We start from the raw sequence: 12,556 nt of genomic DNA, 5'->3' as shown, positions 1-12,556 counted from the left end.
ATCAACCATGAGCGAGAACCGGATGAACGGCATGTACCCCCATAACCCCGTGCTCCTCGTGGACGACGAACCGTCGTGGCTGCGCTCCTTCACCCTCGCCCTGCGCTCCGGCGGCATCGACAACGTCATCGGCCTGACCGACGCCCGCGAGGTGGAGCCGCTTCTGGCCGAGACCCCGGTGGAGGCCATCGCCGCAGACCTCTCCATGCCCGGCATGTCCGGCGAGGAACTCATCGAACGAGTCCACGCCACCCACCCGGACATCCCCATCATCGTGGTCACGGGCATGAGTCAGGTGGAAGCCGCCGTGCGTTGCATCAAGCTCGGGGCCTTCGACTTCATGGTCAAGACCTACGACAAGTCCAGCCTCGTCAACGGCATCCGGCACGCGCTGGAAATCCGTGAGCTGCGCCGGGAAAACGCCTCGCTTAAAAAGAGCTTCCTGCAGGACACCCTGAAAACGCCCGAGGCCTTCGAGCACATCGTCACCTGCAGCAAGGCCATGCGGCTGGTGTTTCAGTACGTGGAGGCCGTGGGCCGGAGCACCCAGCCCCTGCTCATCACCGGCGAGTCCGGCGTGGGCAAGGAGCTGCTGGCCCGGGCCGTGCACCATGTCTCCGGCAGAAGCGGCGAGTTCGTGCCCGTGAACGTGGCCGGGCTTGACGACAACATCTTTGCGGACACCCTCTTCGGGCACCGCAAGGGCGCGTTCACCGGCGCAGACGCCTCCCGCTCCGGCTGGTGGAAAACGCCAGAGGCGGCACGCTCTTTCTGGACGAGATCGGCGACCTCTCGCAGGCCTCGCAGCTCAAGCTCCTGCGGCTGGTGCAGGAACGCGAATACCTGCCCCTCGGCTCGGACCTGACGCGCAAGACCGACGCCCGCATCGTGGCCGCCACCAACGCCGACATTTCCGCGCTGGGCAGCAACGCCCGCTTCCGAAGCGACCTCTACTACCGCCTGAGCGCCCACCATGTGCACATTCCGCCGCTCAGGGAGCGCATGGAGGACCTGCCCCTGCTGGTCAACCACTTCATGCGCGAGGTCTGCCGCGAAGAAAACCGCCCGGTGCTGGACATCCCGCAGGAGGCCATCACCCTGCTCTCGGGCTACGCCTTTCCGGGCAACGTGCGCGAGTTGCGCTTTCTCATCCACGACGCGGTGCGTGCCTCCCACGAAGGCACGCTGGACATGGCCCGAATCCGCGAGACCGTGAGCAACAGGGCCGACCTGACGCCCCCGCCGCAGGGCACGCGGACGGTCTTCGGCCCGGAGCTGCCCTCGCTCAAGGAAGTCTGCGACGACCTCGTGCAAGAGGCCATGCGCCGAACCGACGGCAACCAGAGCCTCGCCGCGCAGCTGATCGGCGTCAGCCGTCAGGCCCTGAACAAGCGGCTGAACAACATGCGGCGCAAGGACTAGCCCATGAGTGACGAGAAACGGCGCATCAGGGAACTGGAGGACGAGCTTTCACGGCTCCGGACCCTGCTGGACGCGCCCGACAACGTCATGTGCTTCTCGCTGGACACCGAGTACCGCTATACCGCCTTCAACCGCGCCCACAGACTCTTCGTGCGCCAGAAATGGGGCGTGGACATCCAGCAGGGCATGGCCGTTCCCGACGTTCTCGGCACCCCGGAAGAACGTGAGGCCGCCATCCGGCATTTCGACCGCGCCCTCTCCGGCGAGACCTACATGCTCAAACGCCAGTACCGGCTGAGTCACGGCGGCCCCGAGCATTACCAGAACACCTATTTCCCCATCGTGGAAGACGGGCGCATCACAGGCGTGGCCGTCTTTGCCCACGACATCACCGAATGGAGCGAGAAGGAGAAGGAAGGCCACAAGTACCGCTCCATCTTCGACAAGGCGCTGGAAGGCATCTTTCGCTCCACCCCGCAGGGCCGTTTCATCGAGGCCAACCGCGAGATGGCCCGCATCCTCGGCTACGAGTCGCCGCTGGACCTCATGGACTCAGTCCGCGACATCAGCGGCCAGCTCTACTGCGACGCCGAAGACCGGGAACGGGTCTTCTCGGTGCTGCGCAGTCAGGGCGTGGTCAAGGACTTCGAGACGCGCATGCGCCGCAAGGACGGCTCGGTCATCTGGGTGGAATTCAACTGTCGCTCGGAAAAGGACACGGACGGCAGGACGCTGTATCTGGAGGGCAAGCTCACGGACATATCCGGCAAGAAAGCCGCACAGCGGAGCACGGAGCTTCGTCGCCAACAGGCGGCACAGGCGGACAAAATGGCCGCCCTCGGCGTGCTCGTGGCCGGGCTTGCCCACGAGATCAACAACCCGGCCAGCCATCTCTCCCTGAACCTGCCCCTGCTGCGGGACGTCTGGCGAGACGCCCTGCATCTCATGGACGAATTTGCCGAAGACCACGGCGAATTCCTGCTCGGCGGGCTGCAGTACGGAGAAGTCCGCGAACAGCTCCCCTACCTCATGCAGGAGATGATCGACGCCACCGGACGCATCAGCTCCATGGTCACGCGGCTCAAGGACTACTCCCGGCAGGCGCCCGTGGACCACCGCGAGCCCGTTGACCTGAACCGCGTTCTCGACGTGGCCGGAACATTTCTCGGGCACCGGCTCAAGAGCCACGGCGCAGAGCTTGAGGCGCACCCCGCCGACCCGCCCGTGCATGTGAACGGCGACGAGCAGCGGCTCATACAGGTCATGCTCAACCTGCTCCTGAACGCCTGCGACGCGCTGCCCGAGAGCGGAGGGCGCATCACGGTCCGCATCGGCACGGACGGGAGCGGCCCGTTCGTCGCGGTGACGGACACCGGGCGCGGCATCGACCCGGCCGACCTCAAGCACATTCAGGACCCCTTCTACACCACCCGCAGGCAGGAGGGCGGCACCGGCCTCGGCCTGTCCATCTCCGCCACCATCATGCACGAGCACGGCGGCAGCCTCGACTTCCAGTCCGAACCGGGGCGCGGCACCACCGCGACCATGCGCTTCCCGGCTGCGCTCTGTAGCTAACGCACCCTGCTTTCTTCATCGCCCACAATAAAAGGCCCCTGCCGAATCGACAGGGGCCGTAATGCCAGATCGTGTGCCGGGGCGGGCTAGACGCCCATGATGTTGTAGCCGGAGTCCACGAAGATGACGTCGCCGGTGGTGCCGGACGAGAGGTCCGAGGCGAGATACAGGGCGCATTTGCCCACGTCGTCAATCGTGATGTTCCGTTTGAGCGGCGCTTTTTCCTCAATGCGGCTGAGGATGGAGCTGAAGCCGGAAATGGCGGTGGCGGCCATGGTCTTGACCGGCCCGGCGCTGATGGCGTTGATACGCACGCCCGATTCGCCGAGATCGACGGACAGGTAGCGCACGCAGGCCTCCAGTGCGGCCTTGGCAACGCCCATGGCGTTGTAATTGGCCACGACCTTGCCCGCGCCGTAGTAGCTGAGCGTCAGCACGGAGCCGCCGGGGTTGAAGAGTTTCTCATATTCGCGGCAGAGGGCCACGAGGGAATAGGACGACACGTCCAGCGCCACCTTGTAGCCTTCGCGGCTGGTGTCGATGAAACGGCCCTTGAGGTCGTCGCGGTTGGCGTAGGCGATGGAGTGCACCAGCACGTCCACGTCGCCCCACTGGTCCTTGACCAGCTGCGCGCCTTCGGCCAACTCCTCGTCGGAGGTGACGTCGCACTTGAACATGAACTCGCCGCCGAGCTCCTCGCAGATGGGCTCCAGACGGCGTTTAATGGGATCTGCGGCGTAGCTGAAAGCAAGGCGCGCGCCCTGCTCCTTGAACTGCTTGGCGATGCCGTAGGCAATGCTGCGTTCATTGACCACGCCGAAGATGAGCGCTTTCTTTCCTTTCAAAAGCATCGGATTCTCCTTTGGTTGACGACGCGATTATACCCATGGGCCCCTGTTTGGCAATGGGTAAGCCGCCCCTGAAGCAAAAAGCCCCTGCCGTATCACGGCAGGGGCTTCAAATTTTCAGGACAGCCGCGCTCCTATCGTACCAGACGCTTGCGCAGCTTGGAACGAAGGACGATGGCGACGAGGTTCATGCCCAGCACCAGCGTGATGAGCACCAATGAGGTGCCGTACTGCAGCGGCAGGGTCGCCTCCGGGTCGGTGGAGGAAACGGACAGGCTGTAAATCTGGTACGGCAGGGCCATGACCTCGTTGAAGATGGAGGCGGGCAGGCGCGGGTTGTAGCTGGCCGCAGCCGTGAACATGATGGCCGCAGTCTCGCCCGCCGCGCGGGAGATGGACAGAATGGAGCCGGTGAGCACGCCGGGCAGCGCCGCAGGCAGCACTACCTTGAAGATGGTCTGCCATTTGGTGGCGCCGAGACCGAGCGAGGCTTCGCGGAATGTGTCCGGCACGGACCGGAGCGCTTCTTCGGAGGTACCGATGATGACCGGCAGGATGAGCACCGCCAGCGTCATGGCGCCTGCCGCGATGGACACGCCGAGGCCGAGGCCGCCGAGGTCGCGCGCGGCCACGAAGAAGGCCATGCCGAAGAGACCGAACACGACGGACGGAACGCCGGCGAGGTTGTTGATGGCCAGCCGGATAAGGCGCATGGCCAGTCCGGGTTTGGCGTATTCGTGAAGATAGATGGCTGCGGCCACGCCCAGCGGCAGAGCCAGAGCCATGGAGCCTATGCTCAGGTAAAAGGTCCCCACGATGCAGGGGAAGATTCCCCCGGCAAGGCCGCCTTCCGTGGGCATTCCGGTAAGAAAGTCCCAGCTGATGGCGGGCAGGCCGTAGTAGACCATGTAGCCCACGATGATGAACAGGGCCAGACCGTTGATGAGCACCGCAAAGCGGAAGAGATTGAACCAGAAGTGCTGGGTGATCCTGCGCCGCGCAAGGCGGCCTTCATCACCGTTTCGCTGCATCTGGGCAACTTCGCTAACCGTTTCGGACATGGTTCTTCTCCCTTACAGGGTGGCGGAGCCGACCTGCTTGTACTTGTGAGCGATGTGGTCAGCCAGCAGGTTGAACATGAAGGTGATGAGGAACAGCACCATCGCGATGGCGAACAGCGCGAAGTAGTGCATCTCCAGACCGAAGCTGGTCTCGCCCATTTCCGCGGCGATGCTTGCGGGCATGGGCCGGACCGGATCGAAGATCGTCTGCGGGATGCGCGGCGCGCCGCCTGCGACCATGAGCACGACCATGGTCTCGCCGATGGAGCGGGACATGCCCAGAATGACGGCCGTGGAGAGGCCGGAAAGCGATGCGGGCAAAATGACGCGGCGAATGGTTTCGAAATGCGTTGCACCCAGCGCGAGCGAACCTTCCTTCAACTCATCGGGGACGGAGTGAATCGCGTCCTCGGCGATGGAGGTGATGGTGGGAACGGCCATGAAGGCCAGCATGATGCTCGCGTTGAGCATGTTCACGCCGAAGCGGATGTTGAAAATCTCCAGCATGATGGGGGCGACCACCGCCAGCCCGAAAAAGCCGATGACGACGGACGGCAGGGAGGCGAGCAGTTCCACCATGGGCTTGACGATTTCACGCACTTTCGGCGGCGCGATCTCGGCAAGGTACACGGCGGTCATGATGCCAAGCGGAATGGCAATGGCCGAGGAGATGAGCGTCACCCAGACGGAACCCATGATCAGAGGTAAAATCCCCCAGCGCGGATTCTCGGATACGGGCATCCACCTGTCACCGAAAATGAAATCTATAAAGGAGACGCCGCTGTGATGTTCACCCATGGCGTCAAAGCCGGTGAAGGTCGGCAGGGCTTCCGTGACCAGGAAGTACATGATCAGCCCAGGGCGATGATGGAAAGGCTGGCACAGGAGAAGAATATTCCCTGAATCACTCTTTCCTTGGTCTGTCTTCTCATTGAATCTGTTCCTCCGGCCCCTTTTCAAGGGATTCCGCCGGGGCGCGCGTGGCACCCCGGGCGGGTTTACTTGTCTAGCTCAGCGATTCCTCTCGGAATGACGCTTAGTTGACGGGCACGAAGCCGACTTCCTGCACGATGGCCTGACCTTCGGCGCTCATGCAGAAGTCGATGAACTTCTTGACTTCACCGGTGGGCTCGCCAGCGGTGTAGAGGTTCAGGCCGCGGGAAAGCGGGTAGGACTTGTTGATGGCGTTTTCGACGTTGGCTTCGACACCGTTGACGGTGAGAGCCTTGACGGAGGAGCTCAGGAAGCCGAGACCCACGTAGCCGATGCCCTTCTTGTTACCGGCGATCTTGGCAGCATGGCGGCGTTGGAAGGCATGCGGGAAACGAGCTGGGCTTCGTCTTCCTTCTTCATGACTTTCTTGTGCCACACTTCGTAAGTACCGGAGTTGGTCTCACGGGAGAACAGGGCGATGAAGCCGGGGGTGCCGCCGACGGCCTTCCAGTCGGTGATCTTTTCCTGATAGATGTCCTTGAGCTGGTCGGTGCTCAGGCCGGAGACGGAGTTGGAGGGGTGCACGATGGGCACGAGGCAGTCGAGGGCAACCACGAACTGCTTGGGCTCGATGCCGTTGGCCTTGCACTTTTCAACTTCGGCGGGCTTCATGTCGCGGGACATCATGCCGATCTGGGCAGTGCCGTTGATGATGGCCTTGGCGCCGTCACCGGAGCCGGTGGCGGAGATGGAGAAATGCACGCCGGGATTGGCTTTTTCGTAGGCGGCGGCCCACTTCTTCATGGCCGGGTCAACAGTGGTGGAACCCTTGACTTTGATTTCAGCGGCAGAGGCCAGAGAGGCCACGGACAGAACGAGCAGCGCCACAATGGCGATGAGGGACTTTTTCATTTCTTCCTCCAGATAAAGGTATTTCAGGTCTCAAAAATTGACACGCCTCAGCGTCGACCCGGATGTGGTACCAATATGCTGTTACGAAACCGTGACACCGTAACGAAAGGTAAGTTACACTATGTTCGCGGCATGTTATTTTCGGTCCGGGCTTGATTGTGACGCCAATATAGCGTGCAATACGGCACCGGAAATCAGGAGGGTGCATGAAGACGAAATACGCCATCATCGGGGCCGGTCCCACCGGGCTTGGAGCCGCCCACCGGCTGGCGGAACTGGGCGAACACGACTGCGTGGTTCTGGAGCGAAACGACCACGCGGGCGGGCTGGCGGCCAGTTTCCGCGACAATGCCGGATTCACATGGGACATCGGCGGTCACGTGGTGTTCTCCCATTACAACTATTTCGACCGCCTCATGGACACCCTCATGGGCGACGACCGGCTCGAACACCAGCGCGAATCGTGGGTACGTTCCTGCGGGACATGGGTGCCCTACCCGTTCCAGAACAACATCCGCCACCTGCCCCCCGAGGCCCGGTGGGAATGCGTTCGCGGTCTTCTGCCGGGCAAACGCCCCGAAACACGACCGAACAACTTCGGCGAATGGATCGAGCACATCTTCGGCAAAGGCATCGGCAGACATTTTCTCTGGCCCTATAATTACAAGGTATGGGCCACGCCGCCGGAGCTGATGCAGTACGACTGGATCGGCGAGCGCGTGAGCGTGGTGGACCTCAAAGGTGTCATCAAGAACATCGTCCTTGAAACAGACGACGTGGGCTGGGGGCCGAACAACACCTTCTTCTTCCCCCTGCACGGCGGCACCGGAGAAATCTTCCGCCGACTGGCAGACACCCTCGGCGAAAAGATTCACTACGGTCAGGCGGTCGCGCAGGTGGACGGCCAGGCGCGGACCCTCACCACGCAGCAGGGACTGACCGTGGAATACGAGCATCTGCTCAACACGGCCCCGCTGGATATTCTCGCCGGGCAGTGGCTCGCCCAGCGAGACGAAGCCATGGTCGAAGCCACCAAAAAGCTCAAGCGCAACGGCGTGTATGTGGGCGGCGTGGGGCTTGACGTCAAGGCCCCGTCCGAACGCAACAGCCGCTGCTGGATGTATTTCCCGGAAGACAACTGCCCCTTCTACAGGGTCACGAACTTCCACAACTATTCGCCCAACAATACGGCCGACCCCGGCAACCAGCTCGCCTTCATGTGCGAGACGTCCTACTCGGAGCACAAGCCGGAAGCGCTCGACAGCCTCATGGAACGCACCGTGGACGGGCTCGTGAACACGACCCTCATGGACGGCTCCCGAAAGCCTGACATCCTGACCCGCTGGGAGATCAGCGTGGACTACGGCTACCCGGTGCCCACCCTTGAGCGCGATGCCGGACTGAATCACATCCAGCCCCGGCTGGAGGCGCAGGGCATCTACTCCCGCGGTCGCTTCGGCGGCTGGAAGTACGAGGCGGCCAACATGGATCACAGCGTCATGCAGGGCGTGGAATGGGCCGACTTCATCGTTCAGGGAACCCCGGAAACAACCTACACTCGGAAGTAATCATGGATAACACCGCATTTGAAACCAGAAGGCAGAACCTCAAGCGACTCCTGACCGAACGCGACCTGCCCGCGCTCATCGTCTCCCACGCCGCCAACCGCTACTACCTCAGCGGCTTCGAGCTGCACGACGGACAGTGCAACGAGACCTCCGGCTGGCTGTGCATCACCAAGGACGGCCCGGACTACCTCTTCACCGACCCGCGCTTTGAGGACGCGGCCAAACGGCACTGGGACGAGGCAAACATTTGCATCTACTCGGCCAAGCGGCTGGAAACCATCGCCACGTTCCTGCGGGGCAAGGGGTACAAAACCGTGGCCTTTGAACCGGAAGCCATGAGCCTCTTCGATTACGAAGGCCTCAAGTCGCATCTGGAGCTGGTTTCGGCCAAGGAACTGGTGGAGGAACTGCGCGTCATCAAGGACGCAGACGAGATCGCCCGCCTGAAGCGTTCCATGGACCTGAACCACCGGCTCATGGCCTACATCGAAACACAGCTCGAACCCGGCAGGAGCGAAAAAGACATTGCCTGGGAGATCGAGAAATTCTTCCGCGAAAACGGCGCTCAGGAGCTGGCCTTCTCCACCATCGTGGGCGTTGGGCCAAACGCTGCCCTGCCCCACTGTGTGCCGTCCGACGAACCGCTCCGCGACAACGAGTTGGTGCTCATCGACACCGGCTGCCGCTTTGACAACTACAATTCCGATCAGACGCGGACCTTCTGGGTGGGCGACACGCCCTCCGACCGCTTCAGGGAGGTTCTGGAGATGGTTCAGGGCGCGCAACAGGCTGCCATTGACATCCTGCGACCGGGCCTGACCTGCTATGACGGCTGGAAAGCGTCGTGGGACTATCTGGAAAAACGCGGCGTCGCCGACTACTTCACCCACGGCCTCGGCCATGGGGTTGGGCTTGAAACTCACGAGGCGCCACGCCTGAGCCGCCACGCCAAGGGCGAACTCAAACCCGGCATGATCGTCACCGTGGAGCCCGGCCTGTACTGGTCGGACTGGGGCGGCATCCGCTGGGAACACGAAGTGCTCATTACCGAAGACGGCTGCGAAGTGCTCTAGCGCGCCTGAACAGCACGAAAAAAACGGCCCGTCTCGCAGGAGACGGGCCGTTTTCCTTTCTACACGGGCAAAGCTATTCGGAACTCGGTGCCGAAGCCTTCGTCGGAGCTGAACCCGACCTTTCCGCCGAGATACTTCTCGCCCAGAAGCAGAATGCTGTACGTTCCGAGGCCGCGATCAACGCCCTTGGTAGAAAAGGAGCGCTTGAACACCTGCCGCTTGACCTTTTCCGGCATCACGCCCGGATTGTGCACGCTGAACACGACAGCCCCCTGTTCCTCACGGCAGCCGATGGTCACTGCCTCGCCAGAGACGCTGGCTTCCAGCGCGTTCTTGACCATGTTGCCGATAACGCGGTTCAGGAGCACCGGGTCCACATCCATGGAAACATCAACCGATGCGGGGTCCACCACCACCCGCTTGTCTTCGGCGACCACGTGCTTACGATACACTCTGGCCACGTTGGTGATGTGCTCAACCGTATGGATACGCTTGGATACGGGATGGAGTTCGCCACTTTCGGCGGCGGTCAGGTCCTTGTGTGCAAGAATCTCGTTCAGGAGCTTTTCAAGCGTCATTGCCATGACCGAGGCGATTTCCTCGTCAAAGGACCCCGGATTGCCCGCAATGAACTGGGCCATGCCCCGCAGGCCCCCAGCGTGGTTGAGGATGTCGTGAAAGAAAACGCGCTCAAGCACCCGGCGGCGCTTGTCTGCGGATATGTCTTCCAGTGAGAACACGGTAAACTGCTCACCGTCTTCACTGACGTACGGTGCAGCGGTGACGCGAAGATCCACGGCTTCCGGACCGTCACCGCGCTCGCAAAGCATCCGGCACTCTCCCTGCGCCTCGGTCCCGCCCAGCGACGATTTGATGGCATTGGCCGCCCCGCACTCCCGGCAGAAAACCGTCGTGCCGCAACCGTTCTCCCGGCTGTTGGCGTGAATACAACGAAAAATCGTGCCGGGGCGTTTGCCCACCACATCTGCGGCCGACTCCGCATCGATCATGCGCAGCGCACCGCGATTGGCGAAAACAGCCTGCCGGTGATCGTTGAGAACCATCAGCCCAAACGGAATGTAATCGGAAAAACAGAATGCGCCGGAAGCCTTGATGGCCTGTGCCTGACGGGCGACATCCTCCCGGCTCAGAACGTCCGGCGGCAAAAACTCGGTGTCTGAGCCGTTCGGGCTCTCGAAATACATGCTACCTCCAGCTTCCGGAAGCCGAGGCCTTGAGCACTGTTGCCCGCATCCCGTCACGCTCCCGCTCGAGGCGCATCTCGCCCCGGAAGCTCTTGGATAGCCCAGAGCGGGCTGGGACCGCAAGGCATTCCGAGGTGATTTTCTTCTCATGCTGAATGACGATTTTACGCGTTGCAACAGGCGAATGTCCCGAGTGGATGGAGAGGTGCATGATGTCTCCGGACCGGGCTCCCATCACCGTGGCACAGAACACCGGATCGGATTGAGCCGGAAACGCAAAAGGCGGCGCAGGAAAGACCACCCCTGCTGGTGAATTGAACCCGAATCCTGCGTCAACGACCGCCTCGGAGCGATACGCCATGGCAAGCTCGGCACGCATGGTCCACATGGGTACACCTCGTGAGCCGCAGCCGCCGCCTTCAGGAACACCGGAGAAAGGACAGTACGCCCGACCTGCTCGCGTGACCATGAACTGAAGCGCAGAGTGAATACCTTTTCGACCATGGGCCAGAAGACCGAGCGGCGCACCTTGCTCCACAGTGTTCCCCACCGACACGGAAAGGGAATCCGGGGCTATCCCTGCATAGGTCGTCTGCCAGTTGTTGTCGTGCATTATGGAGACGCTCACAGCGCCGGAGTCGGTCATGCCGACGCGGGAGACACGACCGGCGGCTGCCGCAAGGACGTATACCCCATGGTGCACCAGGCGCTCCGGAAGCATGAGCGCCGTGTATCGAGAGCCGTCCCGCGCCAGCTCGCCGCCATTGGCGTCGCACGAACCGGGGCGCGGATCAAGATCAACCATTTCGACCAGCACAGGATCGCTGGCACCTGCGTAAAGAGGCAGCGCCAGTTCCAAAGCTGAAGCCGACAGCGGGCCGAGCAGGACCGCAAAAAAAAGTATGGCTGAAAAGACCTTCATACCCAAGCCATAGCACAACCGGCCGGGTATGCCAGCAGTATTAGATCGTGTCGAAAAGAACCCAGGTCAGCTCATGCTTGTTGTGAGACAGATGCATGAGACGAGAGCCGGGGATGGCCATAAAGGGTTCAAGATCTTTGGCATATTCTTCGCCCTGCAGCTTGACGGTGCAGACAAAATTCCTGCATCGGCCAAGCTCAAGCCAACGGGTCACAAGATTGTACAGACGCTCGGGGTAACAGGCCATGTCCGAGAATAGCCAGTCTATGGTGCCGCAATGTCGGGGATCGAGACCGAATCCGCTGCCGATGCAGTGTTGAATGCGTGGGTGACGGTCAATCCTTCCGTCCAGCGGCGCTTTGTCGATGCTGAATACATAGGCCCCGCACTCGGCTGCAACCCAGCTCCAGCCGCCGGGGCTGCTGCCAAGGTCAAGGCAGAGTTCGCCGGGGCGCGGAAAACGGTTCAGACGGGTAAACGTCTCCCACAGCTTGAGATATGCGCGGTTGGGCGGATCTGTTTTGTTTTCCACGAAATAGTATTCACCATCCGACACAGGGCTGGAGCATGTCGGCGATGCAATGACGGTGTCGTGACTCCAGAGGGTCCACGAGCCGAGCGGGCTGTCAGGAAGAGGACTGCCGAACGGGATCGGCTTGGCTGAAACGTGAGGGAGTTGCTCCTGAATGAGCTTTGCGCGGCGGTGGTTGTCAACGGAATACAGGCTCCAGTTGCGCTGGATCGCCTTCAGTTGGCGGGCCGCGTCCTTGATGGACGAAATAGTGATGACCTGGGGATCAAACCAGACATTGTGCGCCCACGCGGACTCGACAGGCTCGCCGGGGCGAAGGACCAACCTGTCCCGAACCACGAGGCCTGCCCGCTTTCCACCAAGTTCACGCACGAGGTCGCTGACAAAACCCCGAGGTGCCAAATATGCCGTAAATGGCTGCTTTGGAAGTTGCATAGCCGTCCCTGCCTGCCGTTTGTGTATTTGTGGAACCATGCCATGTTGACGCAAAAAAGCCCGCTCATAT

General features: G+C 61.8%; 11 protein-coding genes and 2 pseudogenes. 5 read left to right on the top strand and 8 right to left on the bottom strand.

The annotated features are described in order from the left end of the window. Nucleotides 1-7: 7 nt before the first annotated feature. The 3 genes and pseudogenes from JCM12178_RS20180 to JCM12178_RS02140 all read left to right on the top strand — a co-directional run. Nucleotides 8-961: pseudogene (locus tag JCM12178_RS20180) on the top strand (sigma-54-dependent transcriptional regulator); the annotation flags it as partial. A 41-nt stretch (nt 962-1,002) separates the two neighbouring features. Continuing rightward, complete coding sequence (locus JCM12178_RS20600; protein ID WP_369404447.1) at nt 1,003-1,422, top strand: AAA-type ATPase lid domain-containing protein; 420 nt, start codon at nt 1,003-1,005, stop codon at nt 1,420-1,422. 3 nt (nt 1,423-1,425) lie between these two features. Next, nucleotides 1,426-2,997: a PAS domain-containing sensor histidine kinase gene (locus JCM12178_RS02140; protein WP_054648356.1), complete on the top strand. Its 1,572-nt coding sequence runs from the start codon at nt 1,426-1,428 to the stop codon at nt 2,995-2,997. A gap of 86 nt (nt 2,998-3,083) precedes the next feature. Here the strand turns inward: JCM12178_RS02140 and JCM12178_RS02135 are convergent, their stop codons facing one another. The 5 genes and pseudogenes from JCM12178_RS02135 to JCM12178_RS02120 form a co-directional block, all read right to left on the bottom strand. After that, nucleotides 3,084-3,848, bottom strand: a complete 765-nt coding sequence (locus JCM12178_RS02135; protein ID WP_054648354.1) for an enoyl-ACP reductase FabI — start codon at nt 3,846-3,848, stop codon at nt 3,084-3,086. A gap of 131 nt (nt 3,849-3,979) precedes the next feature. Continuing rightward, nucleotides 3,980-4,906, bottom strand: a complete 927-nt coding sequence (pstA, locus tag JCM12178_RS02130; protein ID WP_054648352.1) for a phosphate ABC transporter permease PstA — start codon at nt 4,904-4,906, stop codon at nt 3,980-3,982. 12 nt (nt 4,907-4,918) lie between these two features. Continuing rightward, nucleotides 4,919-5,838, bottom strand: a pseudogene (gene pstC / locus JCM12178_RS02125) (phosphate ABC transporter permease subunit PstC). 104 nt (nt 5,839-5,942) lie between these two features. After that, nucleotides 5,943-6,164 carry a type 2 periplasmic-binding domain-containing protein gene (locus JCM12178_RS19170; protein WP_245628565.1) on the bottom strand — a complete coding sequence of 74 codons (222 nt, stop codon included), beginning with the start codon at nt 6,162-6,164 and terminating at the stop codon, nt 5,943-5,945. Beyond that, nucleotides 6,146-6,751, bottom strand: a complete 606-nt coding sequence (locus JCM12178_RS02120; RefSeq protein WP_245628564.1) for a PstS family phosphate ABC transporter substrate-binding protein — start codon at nt 6,749-6,751, stop codon at nt 6,146-6,148. The genes JCM12178_RS19170 and JCM12178_RS02120 overlap by 19 nt, the downstream gene beginning before the upstream one ends. A 206-nt stretch (nt 6,752-6,957) precedes the next feature. Between JCM12178_RS02120 and JCM12178_RS02115 the strand changes: the two genes are divergently transcribed. Next, nucleotides 6,958-8,319 (top strand): protoporphyrinogen/coproporphyrinogen oxidase, encoded by a 1,362-nt coding sequence (locus tag JCM12178_RS02115; protein ID WP_054648350.1) that lies wholly within the window; start codon nt 6,958-6,960, stop codon nt 8,317-8,319. 2 nt (nt 8,320-8,321) lie between these two features. Next, nucleotides 8,322-9,392 carry a M24 family metallopeptidase gene (locus tag JCM12178_RS02110; RefSeq protein ID WP_054648348.1) on the top strand — a complete coding sequence of 357 codons (1,071 nt, stop codon included), beginning with the start codon at nt 8,322-8,324 and terminating at the stop codon, nt 9,390-9,392. Between the two features lie 59 nt (nt 9,393-9,451). On the opposite strand, the gene JCM12178_RS02105 is transcribed toward JCM12178_RS02110, so the two are convergent. Genes JCM12178_RS02105 through JCM12178_RS02095 form a run of 3 tightly spaced genes read right to left on the bottom strand, consistent with a single transcriptional unit; the run spans nt 9,452 to nt 12,486 of the window. Further along, complete coding sequence (locus tag JCM12178_RS02105; protein ID WP_054648346.1) at nt 9,452-10,597, bottom strand: sensor histidine kinase; 1,146 nt, start codon at nt 10,595-10,597, stop codon at nt 9,452-9,454. Between the two features lies 1 nt (nt 10,598). After that, nucleotides 10,599-11,519 carry a M23 family metallopeptidase gene (locus JCM12178_RS02100; RefSeq protein WP_054648344.1) on the bottom strand — a complete coding sequence of 307 codons (921 nt, stop codon included), beginning with the start codon at nt 11,517-11,519 and terminating at the stop codon, nt 10,599-10,601. A gap of 40 nt (nt 11,520-11,559) precedes the next feature. Further along, on the bottom strand, nt 11,560-12,486 hold the full coding sequence (locus JCM12178_RS02095) for an SAM-dependent methyltransferase (protein ID WP_054648342.1): 927 nt from the start codon (nt 12,484-12,486) through the stop codon (nt 11,560-11,562). Nucleotides 12,487-12,556 lie beyond the last annotated feature (70 nt).

Source organism: Salidesulfovibrio brasiliensis JCM 12178 (assembly GCF_001311825.1).
GTDB lineage: Bacteria > Desulfobacterota > Desulfovibrionia > Desulfovibrionales > Desulfovibrionaceae > Pseudodesulfovibrio > Pseudodesulfovibrio brasiliensis.
Note: the sequence above shows the minus strand (reverse complement) of the source record. Positions and strands in the feature narration are given on the sequence as shown.